This is a genomic window from Providencia heimbachae ATCC 35613 (assembly GCF_001655055.1).
Taxonomy (GTDB): Bacteria; Pseudomonadota; Gammaproteobacteria; order Enterobacterales; family Enterobacteriaceae; genus Providencia; species Providencia heimbachae.
In genome coordinates this window covers 69512-90777 of record NZ_LXEW01000015.1, presented here as the reverse complement: position 1 = coordinate 90777, position 21266 = coordinate 69512, and the positions used below count along the sequence as shown (strand labels likewise).

The window sequence follows — 21266 nt, the reverse complement described above, 5'->3', positions numbered from 1 at the left end:
TCAAAGGCGTTTATTTATTAAACAAGGGTGATAATTTTATCTTCAGCTAATCTTGATTTGGTCAGCTGAGCATTAAAATCATCTTCAGTGCGATAGCCGAGCGATACAACGGCAATAGGTTTTAGCCCTTGTTCAGATAAATTGAATTCGTTATCAAGAATATCAAAATCAAGACCTTCCATCGGCACACTATCAAGGCCTAATGCTGCTGAGCCTAATAAAAAACTCCCTAGATTTAAAAATACTTGTTTTTCTAGCCATTGTGGTAAATCTTGCAGATTATCTTTATGGATATTAATAAAATAATCTCTTGCACCAGCCATCATTTCTTTATGTTCAGGTAACGCAAAGCGACCATCAGTATCTTCTTGTTGTAAAACTTCAGATAAGTATTGCTCGTTAACATGGGTTTTTGCGCAAAATACAACAACGTGTGATGCATCTGTAATTTTAGAAGTATTAAAGTGGTAATCGCCTTGGGTTGATTTGGCGATACGTGCTTTCGCTTCTTCACTTTCGGCGATAATAAAATTCCATGGCTGAATATTGACGCTTGATGGACTGTAGCGTAATAACATTTTTAACTTTTCTAATATTTCTGGGCTAATTTTCTTTGCAGGATCAAACGATTTTGTGGAGTAGCGCTTCATTGCGATATCAGTAATAGACATGATTTTTCCCTATTAAAAATTAAGTGGCGAATAGATTGTTAAACATGATATGCATATACTATGATTTAAACAAGTACGTACATTTTTGGTATATAGGTACATAATGGATACTGTCAAAAAACCACGCTATGAGTCATATTCATATGAAGCTTGTCCAGTTGAAGCCTCATTGGAGCTTATTGGAGGTAAAGGGAAAGGCATGATCCTTTATCACTTGATGAGCGGCACATTGCGCTTTAATGAATTAAAGCGATTATTGCGATTTATCACGCCACGTATGTTAACAAAGCAGCTAAGGGAGTTAGAGGCGAGTGGCTTAGTTTATCGCGAAGTATACCCAGAAGTTCCCCCTAAAGTGGAATATAGTCTTACTGAGCGAGGCCAATCTTTGCAGCCAATTTTAATTATGCTTAAGGCTTGGGGGGAGAAAAATGCATTGCCCTTTTTAATTGGCCAAGAAAATAATGATTAAAGTTCATAGCGATTAGTCGCTAATAATTTTATCGCTACAGTTGAGTTTGTGAGCTATTGGTTCTAATACGATATAGCACATGTTCTTGCAGCCAATGCCCATCAGGAAGTGCTGGATGAAGAAAATGGCTGGGATCTTTTATCATCCCTAATTTTTTCATGACCGCTTCAGATGGAGTGTTGGGGACGGCGGTAAATGAAACTAGCTCATTGATATTCAGATGATTAAAGGCTAATTCAATCACCGCTTTGGCACCTTCAGTTGTATACCCTTTCCGCCAGTGTTCAGGAAGCAAGCGCCAACCAATTTCAACACAGGGTGAAAAAGGAAGTATAGGTGAAGGGATATTTAAGCCAATAAAACCAATGAATTGATTATTAGATTTTAATTCTACAGCCCAAAATCCCCAGCCATTTTGCTCAATAAATTTATTCACAATGGTATCCATTAACTGATCACTTTGCGTTTTATTCAGCACAGAAGGAAAGTAACGCATTACTTCTAGAGAACTGTTTAGCAAATAAAAAGGCTTTCTGTCTTCTTCCTTCCAATGGCGTAATCTTAAACGTGATGTTTCTAATTCAATGATATTCATTGGTAATTTAGCCTCATATGCAGAACAGGAAATGGATTACCCTGGCCATCTAATTCAGAGCGGCGATATTGTGAAAACCCCATGTGTTGGTAGAAGCCAACGGCTTGTGGGTTTTGTTCATTTACATCTATTCCCATCATTCTTCAAGTTGCAGGGTTGTTGACTACACTCAGCTATCCGAATCACATAGTTTACCTATGTTCATCGGACTATCTTCGCTTGTCGCCTACCTGTAACTCGAATTATTTTAGGCATAGCTTATTAAGGTTAGTTTATTTAATAGAATATTGAATAAGCTTCTTCTATTGTTTTTTCAGTTATAAAGTCATGTGTCGCTCTTACGGAAGACTCCCATAACTGAATTATTTCATCATACGGAGCCGAAATTGCAGCTTTAATTTTCATTTTATTATTTTCGTATATTTTGCTTAAGGGCTGAATTTGAGATATTAATCGCAGAAAAAAAAGCCCATTAGTTCATTATTAGATTATATTTAAACTGACGAATCAATATTTTAATTATTTATTGATGACAAGTTTGCCATCCCTATTTTTATTATTATATCAATGTAGGAGTATCTTGATGAAGTATAGAATGCTCACACTGTGCTTATCTGCTGCGTTATTCACACCAATGTCCCCAGTATTGGCAAGTACAGATAATACGCAAGATATGGTTTTAGACCAAGTTCTCGTACTTAGCCGTCATAACCTGCGTACCCCGATTGTTAACACAGGCGTCTTAACGGAAATCACGGATAAAAAATGGCCTGAATGGGATGCTCAAAGTGGCTATTTAACCACGAAAGGTGGTGCTCTTGAAGTTTATATGGGGCATTATTTTAGGGAATGGATTGATCAAAATAAATTATTAGCAGATGAATTATGCCCAACAAGCCGTGATGATATTTATATATATACCAATAGTTTGCAAAGAACGATAGCAACGGGGCAATTTTTTGCCGCCGGTGCATTTCCTGGCTGTAAGGTGAATATTCATCATCAACCTGAAATTGGAACGATGGATCCAGTATTTAATCCAATTATCACAAATAATACGCCGGAGTTTAAGAAAAAAGCGATATCCGCGATGGATCAACACCTTAAGGGGGTAGATCTTAAGCCGGGTTATGATGAGTTAGACAGTATTCTTAATATTAAAGATTCTCAAAAATGTAAAACAGATAAACTGTGTAATTTAGCGGTAGCAAAAAATAGTTTTATTGTTGAAGCCGATAAAGAACCGGGTGTAAGTGGCCCATTGAAAATGGCGAACTCTGCGGCAGATGCGATTGATCTTCAATATTATGAAGGCTTTCCATTAAATGATGTTGCTTGGGGATTAGTTAATTCGCCAGAAAAGTGGAAGAAGCTTAATACACTAAAAAATGGTTATCAAAACACGTTATTTGGTCCTAAAATAATCGCAAAAAATGTCGCTCATCCTATCTTGAATTATATTAATAATGGTTTTGCTTCTGTTGATAAAGGTGAAACAGCTAAATTTATATTTTTAGTGGGGCATGACTCTAATATTGCTTCCTTGATGTCAGCAATGAATTTTAATCCATATCAATTGCCCCAACAATATGAGCATACACCAATTGGCGGTAAGTTAGTTTTCCAACGCTGGCATGATAAGCAGGATAACAAAGATTACATGAAGGTAGAGTATGTTTATCAAACCTCAGACCAATTACGAGATAGCACTTATCTATCTTTAAAGACGCCGCCAAAACATGTCACTTTAGAGCTAAAGGATTGTTCTATCGATAAAAATGGTTATTGTTCTTGGGATGATTTCCAAAAAGTGATGAAAGCCGCATTACAGCAGTAATTTTACAGTAAGTCAGGCAAATTTAACGTTTAGATAGCTCGTAATATTTTGAATACGGGCTATTTTTGTTTTTCTAACAAAAAATAAAACCTTTAATGAGAAAATAATTTAACAAATAAAAAACCCTGCTTAAAAAGCAGGGCGTGAAAGCCACGAAAATGTTTATGAGCCTATAATTTACCCTAAATAAATATTAAATAGTCATATAAATTGTATGGGTTTATTGTTTTATGTAACAATCATTAAGGTTCCGCATAATAAGCGTTTTTTTGGCTTTAAAGTCTATATGTTTGGGTTAAATTACCCTATCTAACAACTAGCACGCTAGTTTTAGCATAACGAACTACAGAGGCTGCATTTGACCCTAATAAATAGGTAGACATACTCGGTCGGCGTGAACCCAGTAAAATAATATCTGCTTTAATGTCTTCTGCAGTCGCTAAGATCTCATCTTTTACTGAGCCAATGGCGGCTTTTACCTGAACTTTATCAGCAGGGATTGAGAATAGCTTAATCTTTTCTTTTAATTCATTGAGAATGATCTCTGCTTGTTTCGCATCATCAGGGAAATCATTCGGTAGGATCGTCCCACCATAACGTAAATAGTTTGAAATAGGTGCAGTAACGGCCAAAAAATGAACCGTTGCATTATTGATTTTTTGTAATGAATTAACATGTGGAATTAAAAGGCTAGTTAGTGTGTCTTCAGTTACATCAATCGGAACTAGAATAGTATTGTACATAAATTCTCCTTTTTATTTTTCTCATCATACCTTAAGCAGTATGCTCGTGATGCTTAGCAAATCGAATCTGTATCATTATTTATACTTCACACCTATACACAGCTCAAATAACTTTGAGTATACATATTATAAGTTTAGATCATTTTAGTCTGTTTTGGGTATATATCGACAATAGATTAATGATAATCGACTTTGAACAAAAAAATGTGAGCAACTGTGCGTTATGAGGGCATTTTTAGTAAGAAATAAAGGAGGCTTGTTATATTTAAGACAGGTAAAATTAGTAATGACTAAAATTTACCTGCACTGTTATAAATAAGAGAAAATGCACATTACTATGATTGCGCAAATTTGATAAAAAATATCCATACAGTTATGGCTTCTTACACGCTTCTTTGAGCCCCGCTTTACACGCTAGTGTTAAATACTCAGAACCTGATTTTTCGTTAACTTCAGTTCCTTCACCACTTTCAAGCATTTTACCAATTTGATACTGTGCGGGTGGATATTTTTTATCAGCGGATTTTTTGAACCATTCATAGGCAGTAATATAATTTTGTTTAACGCCAATACCTTGATAGTAAAATTGCCCCATATAATTTTGGGCTTCGGCATTTCCTTTATTGGCAGATTTTTCTAGCCATCCTATTGCCGTTTCAAGATTAGGTTCTACGCCATTACCGTTTAAATACATATCACCTAAAAATAGCTGAGCATCAGAATTACCTTTTTGGGATGCCATGGTTAACCATTTTTTAGCTTTAGGATAATCTTGTTTAATTTCATTGCCTAAGTAATAGCCAATGCCAAGCATAACTTGTGCTTTGATATCGCCTTTTTGTGCCTCTTTTTCTATTAGTTTTAACGTTTCTTTAGGAACGGCTGCAAAGCTAAGGTTAATAGAGAAGGCAAATAGTAAGATTAATGAAAGAATTCTAAGCATGATATTTTATGTCTTATGTTGGTGATAAACGTTCTTAATAAAAATATTCGTTATTAGCTAAACGACAGGTTGAACTTTAACATGTCATTAATTAGATGCAATTTACATGTGTAACAAAATTTATAATAACAATAGGCTTATTATTTAAATAAAAAATCTATTTTTATTGGATTTAAACGCTTTAAATGTCATTGATTACTGCCATTTATTATTGATTACTTTACTTCGATATTTGATGAATATCAACAAGTAATGGTGATTACACTTTATGAGAGTGTTATTGTTCATATTGTGATTACAGTTGATATCTTTATTATTAAAAACGCGCAAGAAAATCATAAAATTGCAGTGATAGTGCTAAAAAATGACAATGTAACATTATTAGATTATGTCATATTAAGCTGAAACGAAAAATTTAATCTCATGGAATATATCACTATAGTGGTATATTTCAAAAGTTCACAAAAATAAAACAAAATACAGAGTTATTGCTCAGCGTGATATTAATTATCATAAGATCTTGTGATGTTTAGCACGTATTAAATCAGAAATTGTTGAAATTGTTAATAAGCATCGCTTCGTAGATATTTTTATTTTTCATATTAAAAACAATACATTACATATTATGCAGTCATGACTTAGTGACTCAAGTTTATTTCCTCTGCTAGATAGAGATATTTTCGTCGTAATGCTCTTATAGGAGAAAATTTTTCTATTTACATCGGGTTTTATAGGCCATTAAAGAGTCGTTTTTTCTCCTATATATCCTCTATGATTTGTACATGATAAAAGCCTGCAAATAATTAAGGTTATTCAAAATACTTACAATAAATAACCCATTTAATCGCATTTAAAAACCAAAAAAGCTTTTTATCAAAAATTTAACTATTGAGTGACTAATTATGGCAACAATTCCAACGATAGATAATCAAGAAAAACAGAACGGCTCTACAGCCGCTTCTCGAGCAGGTATGACAGAAGATCAATGGCGTGCGGCTATTAAGTTTGATGGTACTGACGCTGGTTGGGTAATTATGAGTATCGGTATGGCAATAGGGGCGGGGATTGTTTTTTTACCTGTACAAGTTGGATTGATGGGGTTGTGGGTTTTTTTACTCTCATCCATTGTCGGTTATCCTGCAATGTATTTATTTCAACGTTTATTTATTAATACGCTTGCGGAATCACCTGAATGTAAAGACTACCCCAGTGTAATTAGTGGATATTTAGGTAAAAACTGGGGAATGTTATTAGGAGCGCTTTATTTTGTCATGTTAGTCATTTGGATGTTTGTTTATTCAACTGCAATTACAAATGACAGTGCTTCATATCTTCAAACTTTTGGTGTAACTGAAGGGTTGTTATCTGAAAACCCGTGGTATGGTTTGGCGTTAATTTGCATTCTTGTCGCTATTTCATCCCGTGGTGAAAAGTTATTATTTAAGCTTTCTAGTTTTATGGTATTGACTAAGCTCTTCGTTGTCGCTGCCTTAGGAATTTCAATGATTGGCATGTGGCATTTATATAATGCTGGCTCTTTACCACCTGTTGGACGCTTATTTAAAGAAGCCATCATTACATTGCCATTTACCCTAACCTCTATTTTATTTATTCAAACGTTAAGCCCGATGGTTATTTCATTTCGTAGCCAAAATAAAAATCGGGAAGTTGCTCGTTATAAAGCATTGAGAGCAATGAACATAGCCTTTGGTATTTTGTTTTGTACGGTATTTTTCTACGCGGTATCTTTTACATTGGCAATGGGGCATGAAGAAGCCGTAAAAGCGTATGAGCAAAATATCTCTGCATTGGCAATCGCCGCTAAGTTCTTCCCTGGTGGATGGGTAACTGTAGTGAGTGTCATGCTCAATATTTTCGCTGTAATGACGGCATTTTTTGGTGTTTACCTTGGTTTTCGTGAGGCAACTCAAGGGATCGTGATGAATATCCTTCAACGAATGATGCCTATTGAGCGAATTAGAGATTCATGGGTTAAAAATGGCATTATGGTATTTGCGGTCTTATTGGCATGGGGAGCGATTATTCTGAATGCCCCAGTATTGAGTTTTACTTCAATCTGTAGCCCAATATTCGGGATGGTTGGGTGCTTAATTCCAGCATATTTAGTTTACAAAGTCCCAATGCTGCATAAATATAAAGGTACATCGTTGTACCTGATTATTTTTACTGGGTTCTTGTTATGTATCTCACCGTTCTTAGCTTTTGCCTAGTAAGAGGTTATAAGTTCAGATTAGCCTAGTAATGGTATAAACGATAATTAGGATAAAAGGTAAAGTAAGGGTGTGCGAAAAATTAATATCGCACACTCTTTTTGATTTTTTTAGAAAGGTTTATTTTTCAAATAATGGGGTGGGTTTGCCATTATCATCAACGGCAACGAAATTAAACTGACCGTGGATCACTTCTTCTCGTCCCTCGGAATACATATCTTCTAAAAAAATAGAGACATTCACGGCTAAGCTGGTTCTGCCAACACGGCTGACTTTACCCACTAATTCGACAATAGTGCCGGAGGGTATTGGGTGAGTAAAATTAATTTTTTCTGTGGATACGGTGACGAGACGCTTACGGCAAAAACGTGTGGCAGTAATAAACGAAACCTCATCCATCCAAGCAAGTGCAGTCCCCCCAAAAAGGGTACTATGGTGATTGGTTGTGGTAGGGAAAATAACTTTAGAGACGCGAGTGACTGATTGTTCTATTTTTACTGCAATAGCATCATCAACTTCTGAGGACATGTTTAAACCTTAAAATGATTACTTAGCGTTTATTTAACTCTAGTGTAATACTCATCATAAATAAATTCAGCAATAATCCCCTTGATACTTCAAGTTGCAGCGGATTACCTTAAATTAAAGGTGGATCGTACCAGTCAAAAATAAGGTTGCCTTACCGGTTAATTTTACCCGTTTATCACCGACATCACATTGAATAACCCCACCACGCGCTGAAATTTGATGTCCCACTAAGTGATTTTTATTTAGTCGATTAGCCCATAGTGGCGCAATAGCACAATGGGATGTGCCGGTTACAGGATCTTCATTCACCCCTTTTGCCGGGGCAAAATAACGCGAGACAAAGTCACTCTGAGTATCATCGCTTTTTGCGGTAATTGTTAGCCCGGCTAAAGGTAATTTAGCTAATTCACTCATGTTTGGCTGACAATCTTTGACTTGCTGTACGCTAGCCAGAAAACAAATATAGCGGTCTTTGGCTAGCCATAATGCATCGATACGGGTACCCAATATCTCACTAATTTGAGGGTATTGATCGATATTCACAGGTTCACAATCTAAAATTGGGAAATCGAGTGTAAACCCATCCTCTTTTTTAGTAACGGTTAATTGACCAGAAAGGGATTGAAAAATAATGGGATTGGCGGGGTGCTGTTTAAATTGATTGAGAACAAACGAAGCCGCGAGCGTGGCATGACCACAAAGTGCCACTTCCGTGATAGGAGTGAACCAACGGATATGTTCCTCGACTAAGAATGCCGTTTCCGATAAATTTATTTCCGCTGCAATGGCGATAAGCTGTTCATCGGGCAGCCAATTTTCAAGTAATACAACCGCTGCTGGGTTGCCATGGAATAGGGTATCGGTGAAGGCATCGACGTAGTAAACAGGAAGGGAAAATGCACTCATAGAAAGCTATCCTTTAAGGCTGAGTCGTGTTGCTTGGCATACTAAGGGGATAAATAACATTTTAGTTGCACTGCCCAATAACCAAATAAAGGTTATCGAGCAATGCATTTTAGAGCAGGTTAGTTCGCTTCCGCTTCATTTTTATCTGCATTTTTCAGCATGTTTCTCACCGGAATGATCAACGCAGCTAAAACAATGGCACAGATAACTAATGCGATGGAAACATGGGAGAACAACTCAGGCATTGAATCGAGTTGGTCTTTACGAATGTTACCGCCCATGATACCAGCTGCTAGGTTACCGAGCGCACTGGCGCAGAACCATAGCCCCATGACTTGCCCACGCATTTTATGAGGAGCGAGTAAAGTCATGGTTGCTAAACCAATTGGACTAAGGCACAACTCACCCAGTGTCAGTAATAAAATACTGCCAACCAGCCAGAACGGAGATACGCCGCTTTGTGTGGCGAGAACGTGGTTTGCAGCAACCATCATCACAGCAAAACCACCCGCAGCAAATAAAATACCGATGACGAATTTTGTCATGCTGCTTGGGTTCATACTGCGTTTGGCTAATGATGGCCAGAACCAGCTAAAGATTGGCGCAAGCAAAATAATGAATAATGCGTTGATTGCTTGGAACCAAATTGTTGGGATTTCAAAATCACCCATTTGTCGGTCAGTATAGTCACGGGCAAAGATATTGAATGAGGTTGGTTTCTGTTCGAATGCTGACCAGAAGAACGCCGCAGCAACTAATAAGATCAAACAGGCAAGTAAGCGGGAACGTTCGCTACTATTGAGGTCTGCAAAGAAAAACATAAATAAGAAATAGATACCCACACAGGTTGAAATCACATAGGCAGAGCTTTTTGCTATTACAGCGGCATTAAATGGAATGGTACCGTTATCAATTAAAACCACTAAACCGGCGAGTAATATCATCGCTAACGTCACCCATCTACCAACGTTTTTACGTTGAACGGTAGGGTGGTTCCAGGTTGAATCTAAACCAACTTCTTTGTCATAGCGGCGCATTTGTGGAATTGCATAGAAGCGGAATACCAATAGCGCAACCAACATCCCTAAGCCACCAAGACCAAAGCCTATGTGCCAGCCGTATTTTTCATGTAAAGGACCAATAATAAGTGGCGCAATGAATGAGCCCATATTGATCCCCATATAGAATAGAGAGAAACCACCGTCGCGGCGTGTATCTTCTTTTTTATACAGCGTTCCTACCATAACGGTGATACAGGTTTTGAATAAACCGGTACCAAGAACGATCAGCAATAGGCCAACGAAGAAAAAGGTATTCGTCAGCACGGCGGACATTGCGATAGATAAGTGGCCTAATGCAATGATTAATGAGCCGTACCAAACTGCTCTACGTTGCCCTAGCCAGTTATCCGCTAACCAACCTCCGGGTAACGAAGTAATGTAAACACCACCCGCGAAGATACCAACAATCGCGGAGGCTTGTTCAATCGGTAATCCCATACCGCCTTGGAGTAATGCCGCACTCATAAACAGAATAAGCAGTGGACGAACACCATAGAAAGAGAATCGTTCCCACATTTCCGTCAGGAAAAGTGAACTTAGCGGGTACGGATGCCCGAAAAAGGTTTTTGTTTTAGTCGCAGAATTATTCATCTGTGAACTCCCATAAATAATCTCTTGAGAGGTTATACTTTTCATTCTTCAAGTTTCAGCATTATTGTGAAGATTGGCGCTGTGTGTTAGCGCTAGTCGCCTATTTATATGGGCTTCCAGAGACTGATTCTCTTGTCGCCTAGCTGTACCTTGAATTACTTAAAGCATATGTCTGATAAAAAAACACCAAGCTGAGCACTCGAGTGTCAATAAATTATAGATATGTTAACTTTCAGTCTGTAAACATATTTTTAACATACATTATTATAGAATCGCCTTAGAACAGAATATATTTATTGCAAAAGGCGTAGTTTTAAGGTGAAAAGTCGATGTAACTCTCAATTCTCACGATAAGGTAGGGGACAATACAGGATTTTAGTTGACAATTAAAGTGTAAATTTTGAATCGATTAAGTTGTTTAAAAACAGTAAGTTAATGTGATGTCACTCGGTTTTTTACCGAAAACATCATAACACGCATAAATAATTGGGTTTTTGTATAAAAAAGTATCAGCTCATTTATTGGTCAGTCGGTTCAGCACGAAGCCCATCGGATTGTTTTTTTATGACTGACCATGAATAGATTAGATTAATAAGAACAAGTACGGAGGTAAAGAAGAAAACGGCTCTGAAACCATAGGAGGCGGCAACAAATGAACCCATTAACGGACCAGTAACATTTCCAACGTCACGTAGGGCTTGGTTATAGCTGAATATCCTGCCTGTTACTTGATGGGAAATATTATAAATAATTAAGGTTTGTACCGCAGGTAATAGGGCGGCGTTCAACGCACCCAGCAAGAAACGCAGTGCACCAAGCTCCCAGTAGCTACTGACTAACCCCATAGGGAAGAGAACAAAGATTGAAGCGCCAAGAACCGCTAATAGCACTTTTTCAGGACCAATTCTATCACTAAGCTTCCCGAGCATGGGGGCACTGATCAGTGCCGCGACCCCCGGAATGGATGCAATCATACCGCTAATCAGGGCTAAGTTTTCAATCGAACCCGACAGCTCTCTGACATACAGGGTGATGACTGGATTAATTGAGCCCATTGCCGCTTGAATAATCATCGTGGTGAAAAAGAGGCTAATGACTAATTTCCTGTTACGTAAAGAGGCAAATACTTGTTTGGTGGAAAGTGCATCTTTACGGGATACCGGGGTAAAACGTTCACGAACATAAAACAGCGTGACAAAAAAGCAGATAAATAAAACCGTTGCTGTGATAAAAAAGACAGGGCGCAAACCATATTGGTCTGCAAGGAACCCGCCAATCAACGGGCCAATCAAGGCACCGCTAACGGCACCAGTGGCTAAGACGCCCATTGCCCAACCGCTTTTTTTCACAGGAATTTGTGTGGCGATAAGCGCATTAGCATTTGGGACAAAGCCCCCCAGCAGACCTAAGACGGCTCTCAGTGCTAATAACTGCCAAATATTTTGTGCAAAACCGATGAGCACCATCACGATAGCCATACCGAGGGCAGATCGTAATAGCATTAATTTTCGACCTTTTCGGTCGGATAAACGTCCCCAGAATGGGGCAGCAATAGCAGAAAACAGAAATGTAATACTAAAAACGGCGCCAGTCCATAAATTAAGTGACGTATGGTCTGTCACCCCTAATTCTTCAATATAAAGAGGAAGAAAAGGCATGATCAGACTAAATGCAGCGCCCGTTAAAAAACAGCCGAACCACACGACGTATAGATTACGTTTCCAGTAATTGCTTCTGCTAAGCATAGACTCCTAACTTATTTTTAAAAACGAAACGGCTGTTAAATATTTAACAGCCGCCACATTTATTTATGATGTAGATTATCTAAATCACCATACAAGGAAGGTTCTCCTTGGGGTCGTGTTTTAAAGCGACGATGCATCCACATGTATTGCTCAGGGGCTCTTAAAATTTCTTTTTCGATAACTTGATTCATCATCGTGGTGGTAGCGACATTATCGTCTACAGGGAAATTATCGACAGCGGGCTGGATCTTTAGGACATAACCTTTGGCATCAGGTAAGCGGTGAGCTGCAAAAGGAACCACTAACGCTTCCCCGAGTTTTAATAACATCGCCGAGCCATTGGTCGTTGCAGCATGCTTAACGGCAAATAGCGGGGCAAATGAGCTATTACGTGGGCCATAGTCATGATCAGGTGCGTACCACAAAATTTCGCCTTCTTTTAGGACTCGGATCATACCCTTAACATCTCGGCGTCCCAGCATATATTTGTTGGATTTGAGGCGACCACGGGTTTGCAGCCAGTCGAGGAGTTTATTGTCATTTGGGCGATAAACCCCAATACCCGGGTTATACATACCAAAAGCACGGCCTGCAATTTCCAAGGTCAAAAAATGAACGCCGAGAACAATAACACCGCGGCCTGTCTTTTGAGCGGCTCGCATGTTTTCGATACCTTCCACTTTAAACCAGCGACGAATACGCCAGTCTGGCCAGAACCATGCCATTGCGGTTTCAAATACCCCCATTCCGACGGATTCAAAGTTTTTATCGACCCAAACTTTTCTCTCTTGTGCACTCATATCAGGAAAACACAACTGTATATTGCGGTCGGCAATAAGTACGCGTTCTTTTAAAAAGCGTTTAGAAAAGCGGCCTAAGCGTATACCTATCCAATAAATAACCGGATAAGGAAGTAATACCAGAAGGTATAACACGCCGATACCAAACCAAATTAGCCAGTAACGAGGATGTAAAAAACGTTTTTGAAAAGTTGGTGCGAGTATCATTGTTTTCCAATTTTTTTAGTGTGTGATGATAAAAGAAAAGTACATGCTTAATTATATACCCTAAATTATTCAAGGCGCAGCTAGCGGTAGGCTCAATTTGTCATTGGCGAGGGTAAACGTAACCAACAAAGCCATAAGCGGTACGATGGCGAGTATATCAAATTATTCGCTTAACAGGTGAGCAGACTGCATTATACCCATTAATTCAGCTAAGTTTCGCACGGCCATTTTTTCCATCACTCGGGAGCGATGCACTTCAACTGTACGTACGGAAATACAGGCAACTTCAGCAATTTCTCGATTAATCATTCCTTGTAACACATAGCCGCAGATGTTTTTTTCTTTTGGTGTCAAAGTATCGTAACGTTGCTTGACTAAGTAACCCTCTGTCGCTTTGGTGGTATGTAACCGAGCTTGTTCAAGGGTTTGAGCGAGTAATTGGCTATCGATGGGTTTTTGAAGAAAATCAATTGCACCCAGTTTAACTTGCTCAACCGCCATAGGGATATCCCCATGACCGGAGAGGAAAATAACGGCAAGTGTACTTTGCGCTTCTCTTAGGTGCTGGTGAACTTGTCTACCATCAAGCTTAGGCATTCGCATATCGAGCAAAACAACCCCTTCTTGGTGGAAAGGTGCGTTTTGGATAAATTGTTCACTGTCATTCCAAACTGTCACCTCATAGCCCAGCGTCTCTAGTAAAAATTGACAGGCGTCTGTGACATCGGTGTCGTCATCCACTAGATGAATAACTGGCATTTGTTCTGACCTCGTGATGTAAGCTGTTTAGATATCGATTATAGCAATATTGGCATTGTCACATATAGCTAATGTGAATGTTATCAATTGTGTGGCAAAACATGCGCTATTCGTTGAAAAAAGAGTGCTGGCTAAAAATTAGCGTCACACGTAACCCATTTAATCCATCATCGGTCTGGTTATTTTCAATACGAATATCGCCACCTTGACTCTGCATTAATCTTTGGCAGATAACTAAGCCAAGGCCTAAGCCCTCTTCTTTTGTGGTGGCGAAAGGGGTGATGCCTTGCTCAAGTTGTTGATGGGGCATACCGCCGGCATTATCCTGTAAAACTAACAAAAAACGGTCTTGAGAAAAGTGAAAACCAAAGCTAAGAATACTCGCCCCGGCTTGTAAGCTATTACTGACTAAATTAGATAAAAGCTGGTCGAGCAGAGTATCGGGCAGTTTTAGCAAGATATCGTCGGTATCGGGTAGCAATAAGCTGGCTGAAGGATAGTGTTGTTCTACCTGTAATAATTGCCAAATATGGTTAATGGTGTGCTTAACCGATTGTTGGCCGAGTTGCGAAGTTGAATCAGGGTTAGGTTTCCCCGCCCAAAGGCGTAGATTACGAATGATATCGGCACCACGCTGCGCTTGGGTATCAATCTTGGTTAATGCGCCGATTAAAGGGTGGTCATCTGACTCTTTTTTTAGGCGTAAAATACAACCTTGAGCATAATGACGAATAGCAGATAAAGGCTGATTGAGTTCATGTGCAAAACCTGAAGACATCTCACCAAGAATATTTAAGCGCTGCGCTTTTTGTAGATTAGCTTCTTGTTGGCGCAGGCGATTATGTGCCGCTTCAAGTTGTCGGCTACGGCGTCTAACTAAAAAAGCAATCCACACATGATTAACGCCTAACAGAATGAAAAATAATGCCACAAAACCGAGGGTAATTTGGTGTTGTATTGTCCAGCTCACCACATCTTGCCAAACTTGGCGTTGTTGCGGGTGTTGGTTAACATCACGCAATAAAGTTTCTACTTGTGTTACCGAAGCGGGCGCTCCCCAGCGCATGGTTGTTTTATCCGCAGAAAGCAACGTCTTGGTGACTTTGTCGACAAGATTATCAGGCACATCACTTAATGCAGCAAATGACCAGTTGGGGTATAGCTCGGTACTAGTTAGGCAAGAAAGTGAGCTACGATGTTGAATTAACGGGCGAAACTGGCTTTTGTCGATCAACCCTTCGCTGTCCATATTTTCCAATAAACACACAGGAACAATTGCCGCTGACAGTGAATCATCACGTAAGGCATACAGTAAAGCGTCCGCTGGAAATCCTAAAAATTGCATCCGAAAATCTTTTTCGGCATCCACCCCGAGATCTCGCAGTACCTTATAGCCTAATAAATACCCACCGAATGCATCAGGAGAAATCGCGCCGACTTTTTTACCGATCAAATTTTGCACATCAGTAATATCGCTATCAGCTCGAACTAAAATTAAGCTGCCAATCACGTTACGAGTAGTGCTATTAGGCTCGACATCAGAGCGCAACGACAGTAGCCAACGCAGGTTGTATCGATTATCTAATTGAATAAATTGTGCGGGATTGGTCAGCAAAAAATCAATTTTACGATGGGAAATCGCTTCCTTCATTTCATCGAGATTAAGGGGTTGCAAGGTGAAGTGTTCGCCAGGAATTGATTCATTTAATGTGTCTATTAATGACTGCCAATGTAATTGGGTGGTACTCGGCCCTCGTAAGGCGAGGACACCAATTGTCCATTGGGCTGCCATAGCCGGAAGCGACCACATTAGTAGCATTATTATTAGCAATCGATACAACGGCATAGCGAGTTTCTTTAACATATTTGGGTTATTCGTTGAGTTAGATCAATTTAGCGATAGGTATGTGGTAAACCACAATAGGGCTGAGACCTCTGCCTCCCTACAATGAAGCCATATCTTTCATCTTACTGTTCGTCGATGTGTTTGCTCCAATGACTGTTTTTGATAACTCGAATGATTCAACGTTTATGAGAGACAAAGATAGCACACCGATTTGAAAGAGAAATAAGAATTTTGGCGGTTGCATTAAATAGGCTATATCAATAGCCAATAAAACTCGAAAAAGAAATAACATATTGATTATTAACTTTTTACTTAAGCATTAGCAATGTCAATACTGGAGCCAATTATGGATCTGAGTAAACGAAAATTTCTACAACAGGTAGGGGCAGTGACAGCTGGCGCATCGATGATCCCGATTGCCGAAGCAGGTTTAAGTTTCTCCCCAACGCGTCGCGAGGGCAATCCTGACAAACGTTATGGAATGTTGATCGACTTGCGCCGTTGCATCGGTTGCCAATCTTGTACCGTCAGTTGTTCGGTAGAAAACCAAACACCGCAAGGGCAATTTAGAACCACAGTAAATCAATATCAGGTTGCAGTTAAAGGTGAAGAAGGGTTTACCAACGTATTGCTTCCTCGTCTATGTAACCATTGTGATAACCCACCTTGTGTTCCCGTTTGTCCTGTCCAAGCCACTTTTCAGCGTGAAGATGGCATTGTGGTGGTGGATAACGAACGTTGTGTAGGTTGTGCATATTGTGTACAAGCTTGCCCCTACGATGCTCGATTCATTAACCATTCAACGCAAACTGCAGATAAATGCACATTCTGCGCTCATCGCTTAGAAGTCGGTTTACTACCAGCTTGTGTTGAGTCTTGTGTTGGTGGTGCGCGTATTATTGGTGATTTAAAAGATCCTAACAGCACGATTCGCCAGATGCTGACTGAGCATGAAGCCGAGATTAAAGTGCTTAAACCTGAAAGTGGCACCTTACCTCAAGTGTTTTACATCGGTTTGGACGATGCTTTTGTAGAGCCACTCGAAGGTAAAGGGCAACCCGCATTATGGCAGGAGGTATTCTGATGAATGACCAAGTCACTTATATTTCAGAAATTATGGCTCAGCCACAAGAATTCTTCTGGCTGCCTTGGGCAGTACAATATTTCTTCTTTATTGGAATAGCGTCATGCGCTGTACTTTATGCCTGTTATTTACATTGGCAAAACAAAAGTGAAAACAGCCGATTAGAAATGATCTCTGCATTTATTGCTATCACCATGGGAATAACTGCACCTTTAGCGTTAACCGCAGATTTACATCAAACGGCAAGGGTTTGGCATTTCTATGCGCATCCAACACTATGGTCTTGGATGTGGTGGGGCTCGGTTTTACTGCCGTTATTCACCACATTTATGGGATTGTATTTTGTTGCCCTTGTGGTGAAATTGATTTGGAAAAAAGAATTTAAAGCGACTCGCTGGGTTGCACTGTTAGCCGCGTTATCCGCTATCGGACTACTACTGTATACCGGTCGTGAGGCATCAGTATTAAATGCGCGTCCGATTTGGTTTAGCTGGTGGATACCGATTTTAATGTTCCTAAGTGCGCTGCAAGTATTGCCTGCTTTAATTGGCTTAGGTGCTCGCCGCGAGCCTCAATATCAAAACCGCTTAGCTCGCTTCCAAGTTATCTCATTGTTATTGTTAGCAGTTTGTTTTGCACTATGGCTTTCTGGTGATACCACTTCAGGTATTGCAGTTCGTCAGCAGCTAACAGTTACAAGCCCTGGCTGGTGGATGTTGATGGGGGTTTGCGCATTATGGGCCGTTTCGTTCCTGATGTCTTTGCGCAATGTAAAAGCAGTTCGCTCAGTACCTTATATTACGGTATTGGCCTTGGTTTCAATGGCTTTGGCTTGGACGTTACGTTGGATATTCCTGATGGAAGTACAAGCAGTGCCTAAATATAACATTATCGCTAATCCATATCAGTTCCCTCTGGGGACAGATGGATTGTTGGCCATCATCGGCACATTCGGTTTATGGATAGCGTTAACTATTATTGTTCGCGAAGGTATTCGTTGGTTTGCGGGGAGAGTGCAACATGGCTAAATTCTCAAGACGTCAATGGCTTAAAGGTGGTTTAGTTGTCGGTGGTATCGCGTTATTTGGTGCGAGCTACCGCGATGTTGCCAAACGTGCAGTGGATGGTCTGGTTAATGGCACTTCCGGTAAAGTGACTCTCGACCGGATTAACGGTAACTCATTGCGCCCTGAAGGGCAGGCAACAAATGGTTGGAAAGAAAACCCAGAGCAAGTCGTTGCAATGACACAATGTTTTGGTTGTTGGACACAATGCGGTATTCGCGCTCGTGTCGATACTGCAAAAAATGAAGTATTACGTATTGCGGGTAACCCATATCACCCACTTTCCCATGAAGAACATTTTCCGTATGGGATGCCTCTCAAAACTGCATTTACCAAAATGAGTGGTGAAAGCGGACTTGAGCATCGTTCAACCGCTTGTGCTCGTGGGGCAACGCTAATGGAAGGCTTAACCAGTCCATTGCGTATCCTTGAGCCAATGAAACGTGTTGGTAAGCGTGGTGAAGGTAAATGGGAACGTATTAGTTTTGAGCAATTGATTACAGAAGTGGTGGAAGGGGGGGATCTATTCGGTGAAGGGCATGTTGATGGTCTGCGAGCCATTCGCGACCTTGAAACGCCGTTAGATCCTTCACAACCAAAACTCGGGCCAAAAGCAAATCAATTACTAGTGACTAACGCGGGTGATGATGGTCGTGATGGCTTTATTCGTCGTTTTGCACAAAATGGTTTTGGCAGTAAAAACTTTGGTGCTCACGGTTCATATTGTGGATTAGCTTACCGTGCAGGCTCCGGTGCATTGATGGATGATCTCGATAAAAACGCGCACGTGAAGCCCGATTGGGATCATGTCAGTTTTGCTTTATTTATTGGGACCTCACCGGCACAGTCAGGTAACCCATTCAAACGTCAAGCTCGCCAATTAGCAACGGCACGTTTGCGTGATTCATTTAACTATGTGGTGGTTTCACCGGCATTGCCGTTAACCACAACCTTAGCAAACGACCATGGTCACTGGGTTCCAGTTCAACCGGGTACCGATGCGGCATTAGTGATGGGAATGATCCGCTGGATTATTGAGAATGAGCGTTATAACGCAAAATATCTCAGTGTACCGAGCGAAAAATCCATGGAAGCCGCAGGCGAGAAAAGTTGGACTAACTCGACGCATCTGGTTATTACCGATGACACGCATCCATTAGCTGGGCAATTATTAATATCCTCTCACATTACAGGTGAAGGGGATGATGAAAAAGCTTTCTTAGTTCAAGATGCGTCTGGCGAATTAAAGCTGGCCAATGATGTCACGAACGCCGAGCTATTTGTGACACGCCAAGTGACATTGCATGATGGTAGCGAAGTCACCGTAAAATCGAGCTTCGAATGCTTGAAAGAAGCGGCAAATCGCATGACCCTTGAAGAATATAGCGAACGCTGCCATGTTCCTGTGAAAACCATTGAGTCACTGGGTAAAGCATTAACCTCCTATGATAGAAAAGCGGCGGTGATTTCTCATGGCGGCATGATGGGCGGCAACGGCTTCTACACGGCATGGTCAGTCATTATGCTTAACGCCTTGATTGGAAACTTAAACCTAAAAGGTGGTGTTTCAGTCGGCGGTGGTAAATTTAATGGGGAAAATGATGGCCCTCGTTACAAAATCGCCAGCTATAAAGGCAAAGTGAAACCGAAAGGTGTTGTGTTATCACGCAGTAATGAAGTCTATGAAAAATCAGATGAATTTAAAGCGCGTATTGCAGCAGGAGAACAACCATATCCGGCAAAAGCACCTTGGTATCCGTTTGCTAAAGGGCAACTAACAGAACAATTGGCTTCGGCATTGATGGGGTATCCGTACTCACTCAAAGCTTGGATCACCAACATGACTAACCCTGTCTACGGCATTGCGGGTATTCGTCAGGTGATGGAAGAAAAGCTTAAAGATCCAAAACATCTACCACTTATCATTGGTATTGATGCATTTATGAATGAAACCACTGCGCTGGCGGATTATATCGTGCCCGATACCCATAACTTTGAAAGTTGGGGATTCAGTGCACCGTGGTCAGGGGTTCAAGTGAAAGCCAGCACTGCGCGTTGGCCAATAGTCGAATCACGTACAGCAAAAACAGCCGATGGTCAGCCAGTTTCCATGGAAACTTTTTGTATCGCTGTGGCCAAAGAACTTAACCTTCCAGGCTTTGGTGACAACGTTATTGAAGATATGGATGGCAACATGCACTCACTCAATAGTGCAGAAGATTACTATCTGAAAGTCGCGGCAAATATGGCGTGGCTGGGTGAAAAGCCCGTGCCAGAAGCCGCATTGGAAGATATTCAAATCAGCGGTGTTGAGCGCATTATACCGGCAATGACTCGCACACTGAAACCGGAAGAAATTCGTCGTGTTGCTTATATCTATACCCGAGGTGGTCGTTTTGCACCACACGAAAAAGCATGGGATGGTGATGCAACGGGCCCTCAATGGAAAAAAGGCTTACAAATTTGGAACCCAACCGTTGCGGTTAACCGTCATGCAATAACCGGTGAACGTTACAGTGGTTGTCCAACTTATTATCCACCGCGTATGGCAAATGGTGATGACGTTAATAAAGTGTTCCCAGAAAAAGAGTGGCCACTGAAATTGATGTCATTTAAATCACACGTTATGAGCAGTTCAACCACCATGATTGAACGCTTGCGTCACGTGAAACCAACCAACTTAGTGGCTATTCATCCTGATGATGCGACTAAAATGGGCGTTAAGCACGGTGATTGGATTAAAATCACCACTCCAGGTGGATTCGCTAAAGCGCAAGTTAGCGTGCTTGATGGTGTGATGCCGGGTGTACTTGCGATTGAACATGGGTATGGTCATACCGAAATGGGGGCTAAACAGCATTATTTAGATGGTAATCCAATGCCAATGAATGCCGCCAATGGTTCAGGTATCAATTTAAACGATTTAGGATTCGCCGACCCAACCCGTGAGGTTGCAAATACATGGTTAGATTGGGTCTCCGGTGCCTCGGTAAGACAAGGTTTACCCGCACGTATTGAGTTAATTGGTTAGTTATAAACAGTAAGAAGTAGTAAGGGATTGCAGCGAGTTGGCCCTGCATAGCGAATGAGTTGCAATCCTTATTTTAAGCAGTTGACATTGCGCAAATACGATGTGGCTACCGCATCGTAACTTCGGCAAGTGCCTGGGAGGGGGAGCCCTCC

Annotated in this window: 17 protein-coding genes and 1 pseudogene; 6 read left to right on the top strand and 12 right to left on the bottom strand. The window is 40.6% G+C overall.

From position 1 onward, the window contains the following. Nucleotides 1-17: 17 nt before the first annotated feature. Nucleotides 18-671 (bottom strand): oxygen-insensitive NAD(P)H nitroreductase, encoded by a 654-nt coding sequence (gene nfsB / locus M998_RS04280; protein ID WP_068907706.1) that lies wholly within the window; start codon nt 669-671, stop codon nt 18-20. Between the two features lie 103 nt (nt 672-774). Here nfsB and M998_RS04275 point away from each other — a divergent pair, with 103 nt between their 5' ends. Further along, nucleotides 775-1143 carry a winged helix-turn-helix transcriptional regulator gene (locus tag M998_RS04275; RefSeq protein WP_068442439.1) on the top strand — a complete coding sequence of 123 codons (369 nt, stop codon included), beginning with the start codon at nt 775-777 and terminating at the stop codon, nt 1141-1143. Between the two features lie 34 nt (nt 1144-1177). Here M998_RS04275 and M998_RS04270 read toward each other — a convergent pair whose 3' ends face one another. Then, on the bottom strand, nt 1178-1738 hold the full coding sequence (locus tag M998_RS04270) for a GNAT family N-acetyltransferase (RefSeq protein WP_197467556.1): 561 nt from the start codon (nt 1736-1738) through the stop codon (nt 1178-1180). Continuing rightward, nucleotides 1735-1869 (bottom strand): annotated as a pseudogene (locus tag M998_RS20040) (GNAT family N-acetyltransferase); the annotation flags it as partial. The gene M998_RS04270 and the pseudogene M998_RS20040, both read right to left, overlap by 4 nt. Nucleotides 1870-2321: 452 nt before the next feature. On the opposite strand from M998_RS20040, the gene agp reads away from it, so the two are divergent. Beyond that, a complete protein-coding gene (gene agp, locus M998_RS04265) occupies nt 2322-3575 on the top strand; it encodes a bifunctional glucose-1-phosphatase/inositol phosphatase (RefSeq protein ID WP_068907705.1) in 1254 nt (417 codons plus the stop codon). Between the two features lie 305 nt (nt 3576-3880). Here agp and M998_RS04260 read toward each other — a convergent pair whose 3' ends face one another. Both M998_RS04260 and M998_RS04255 read right to left on the bottom strand, forming a co-directional pair. After that, on the bottom strand, nt 3881-4318 hold the full coding sequence (locus tag M998_RS04260; protein WP_068442444.1) for a universal stress protein: 438 nt from the start codon (nt 4316-4318) through the stop codon (nt 3881-3883). Nucleotides 4319-4691: 373 nt separating this feature from the next. Continuing rightward, the gene (locus M998_RS04255) at nt 4692-5261 is read right to left on the bottom strand and encodes a tetratricopeptide repeat protein (RefSeq protein ID WP_068442447.1); all 570 of its coding nucleotides are present in this window, start codon (nt 5259-5261) and stop codon (nt 4692-4694) included. Nucleotides 5262-6163: 902 nt separating this feature from the next. On the opposite strand from M998_RS04255, the gene M998_RS04250 reads away from it, so the two are divergent. After that, nucleotides 6164-7492, top strand: coding sequence for an SLC5/6 family protein (locus tag M998_RS04250; protein ID WP_068442450.1), 1329 nt, complete (start codon nt 6164-6166; stop codon nt 7490-7492). A 120-nt stretch (nt 7493-7612) separates the two neighbouring features. Here the strand turns inward: M998_RS04250 and M998_RS04245 are convergent, their stop codons facing one another. The 7 genes from M998_RS04245 to ttrS form a co-directional block, all read right to left on the bottom strand. Beyond that, complete coding sequence (locus M998_RS04245) at nt 7613-8020, bottom strand: acyl-CoA thioesterase (protein WP_068442453.1); 408 nt, start codon at nt 8018-8020, stop codon at nt 7613-7615. 114 nt (nt 8021-8134) lie between these two features. Further along, nucleotides 8135-8926, bottom strand: coding sequence for a PhzF family protein (locus M998_RS04240; protein ID WP_068907703.1), 792 nt, complete (start codon nt 8924-8926; stop codon nt 8135-8137). A gap of 119 nt (nt 8927-9045) precedes the next feature. Continuing rightward, complete coding sequence (locus M998_RS04235; RefSeq protein WP_068907701.1) at nt 9046-10578, bottom strand: peptide MFS transporter; 1533 nt, start codon at nt 10576-10578, stop codon at nt 9046-9048. Nucleotides 10579-11096: 518 nt separating this feature from the next. After that, nucleotides 11097-12323, bottom strand: a complete 1227-nt coding sequence (gene mdtG / locus M998_RS04230; protein WP_068442459.1) for a multidrug efflux MFS transporter MdtG — start codon at nt 12321-12323, stop codon at nt 11097-11099. A 59-nt stretch (nt 12324-12382) separates the two neighbouring features. Beyond that, nucleotides 12383-13330: an LpxL/LpxP family Kdo(2)-lipid IV(A) lauroyl/palmitoleoyl acyltransferase gene (gene lpxL, locus M998_RS04225; RefSeq protein WP_068442461.1), complete on the bottom strand. Its 948-nt coding sequence runs from the start codon at nt 13328-13330 to the stop codon at nt 12383-12385. A gap of 162 nt (nt 13331-13492) precedes the next feature. Continuing rightward, nucleotides 13493-14089 carry a tetrathionate respiration response regulator TtrR gene (ttrR, locus tag M998_RS04220; protein WP_068907699.1) on the bottom strand — a complete coding sequence of 199 codons (597 nt, stop codon included), beginning with the start codon at nt 14087-14089 and terminating at the stop codon, nt 13493-13495. A 106-nt stretch (nt 14090-14195) separates the two neighbouring features. Continuing rightward, nucleotides 14196-15953 carry a tetrathionate respiration histidine kinase TtrS gene (ttrS, locus tag M998_RS04215; RefSeq protein ID WP_068907698.1) on the bottom strand — a complete coding sequence of 586 codons (1758 nt, stop codon included), beginning with the start codon at nt 15951-15953 and terminating at the stop codon, nt 14196-14198. A 328-nt stretch (nt 15954-16281) separates the two neighbouring features. Between ttrS and ttrB the strand changes: the two genes are divergently transcribed. Genes ttrB through ttrA form a run of 3 tightly spaced genes read left to right on the top strand, consistent with a single transcriptional unit; the run spans nt 16282 to nt 21114 of the window. Continuing rightward, entirely contained in the window at nt 16282-17019 is a 738-nt protein-coding gene (gene ttrB, locus M998_RS04210; RefSeq protein WP_068442468.1) for a tetrathionate reductase subunit TtrB, read from the top strand. Further along, the gene (gene ttrC, locus M998_RS04205; RefSeq protein WP_082787539.1) at nt 17001-18047 is read left to right on the top strand and encodes a tetrathionate reductase subunit TtrC; all 1047 of its coding nucleotides are present in this window, start codon (nt 17001-17003) and stop codon (nt 18045-18047) included. The genes ttrB and ttrC overlap by 19 nt, the downstream gene beginning before the upstream one ends. After that, the gene (gene ttrA, locus M998_RS04200) at nt 18040-21114 is read left to right on the top strand and encodes a tetrathionate reductase subunit TtrA (protein ID WP_068907696.1); all 3075 of its coding nucleotides are present in this window, start codon (nt 18040-18042) and stop codon (nt 21112-21114) included. The genes ttrC and ttrA overlap by 8 nt, the downstream gene beginning before the upstream one ends. The last annotated feature ends 152 nt before the right edge of the window (nt 21115-21266 follow it).

Bases quoted from the DNA above. Each gene is read 5' to 3' on its own strand.
- mdtG (WP_068442459.1), bottom strand. From the start codon at position 12,323: ATGCTTAGCAGAAGCAATTACTGGAAACGTAATCTATACGTCGTGTGG.
- ttrA (WP_068907696.1), top strand. From the start codon at position 18,040: ATGGCTAAATTCTCAAGACGTCAATGGCTTAAAGGTGGTTTAGTTGTC.
- M998_RS04270 (WP_197467556.1), bottom strand. From the start codon at position 1,738: ATGAATATCATTGAATTAGAAACATCACGTTTAAGATTACGCCATTGG.
- agp (WP_068907705.1), top strand. From the start codon at position 2,322: ATGAAGTATAGAATGCTCACACTGTGCTTATCTGCTGCGTTATTCACA.
- ttrB (WP_068442468.1), top strand. From the start codon at position 16,282: ATGGATCTGAGTAAACGAAAATTTCTACAACAGGTAGGGGCAGTGACA.
- M998_RS04255 (WP_068442447.1), bottom strand. From the start codon at position 5,261: ATGCTTAGAATTCTTTCATTAATCTTACTATTTGCCTTCTCTATTAAC.
- M998_RS04235 (WP_068907701.1), bottom strand. From the start codon at position 10,578: ATGAATAATTCTGCGACTAAAACAAAAACCTTTTTCGGGCATCCGTAC.
- M998_RS04275 (WP_068442439.1), top strand. From the start codon at position 775: ATGGATACTGTCAAAAAACCACGCTATGAGTCATATTCATATGAAGCT.
- ttrS (WP_068907698.1), bottom strand. From the start codon at position 15,953: ATGTTAAAGAAACTCGCTATGCCGTTGTATCGATTGCTAATAATAATG.
- M998_RS04250 (WP_068442450.1), top strand. From the start codon at position 6,164: ATGGCAACAATTCCAACGATAGATAATCAAGAAAAACAGAACGGCTCT.
- ttrC (WP_082787539.1), top strand. From the start codon at position 17,001: ATGGCAGGAGGTATTCTGATGAATGACCAAGTCACTTATATTTCAGAA.
- M998_RS04240 (WP_068907703.1), bottom strand. From the start codon at position 8,926: ATGAGTGCATTTTCCCTTCCTGTTTACTACGTCGATGCCTTCACCGAT.
- lpxL (WP_068442461.1), bottom strand. From the start codon at position 13,330: ATGATACTCGCACCAACTTTTCAAAAACGTTTTTTACATCCTCGTTAC.
- M998_RS04245 (WP_068442453.1), bottom strand. From the start codon at position 8,020: ATGTCCTCAGAAGTTGATGATGCTATTGCAGTAAAAATAGAACAATCA.
- ttrR (WP_068907699.1), bottom strand. From the start codon at position 14,089: ATGCCAGTTATTCATCTAGTGGATGACGACACCGATGTCACAGACGCC.
- nfsB (WP_068907706.1), bottom strand. From the start codon at position 671: ATGTCTATTACTGATATCGCAATGAAGCGCTACTCCACAAAATCGTTT.
- M998_RS04260 (WP_068442444.1), bottom strand. From the start codon at position 4,318: ATGTACAATACTATTCTAGTTCCGATTGATGTAACTGAAGACACACTA.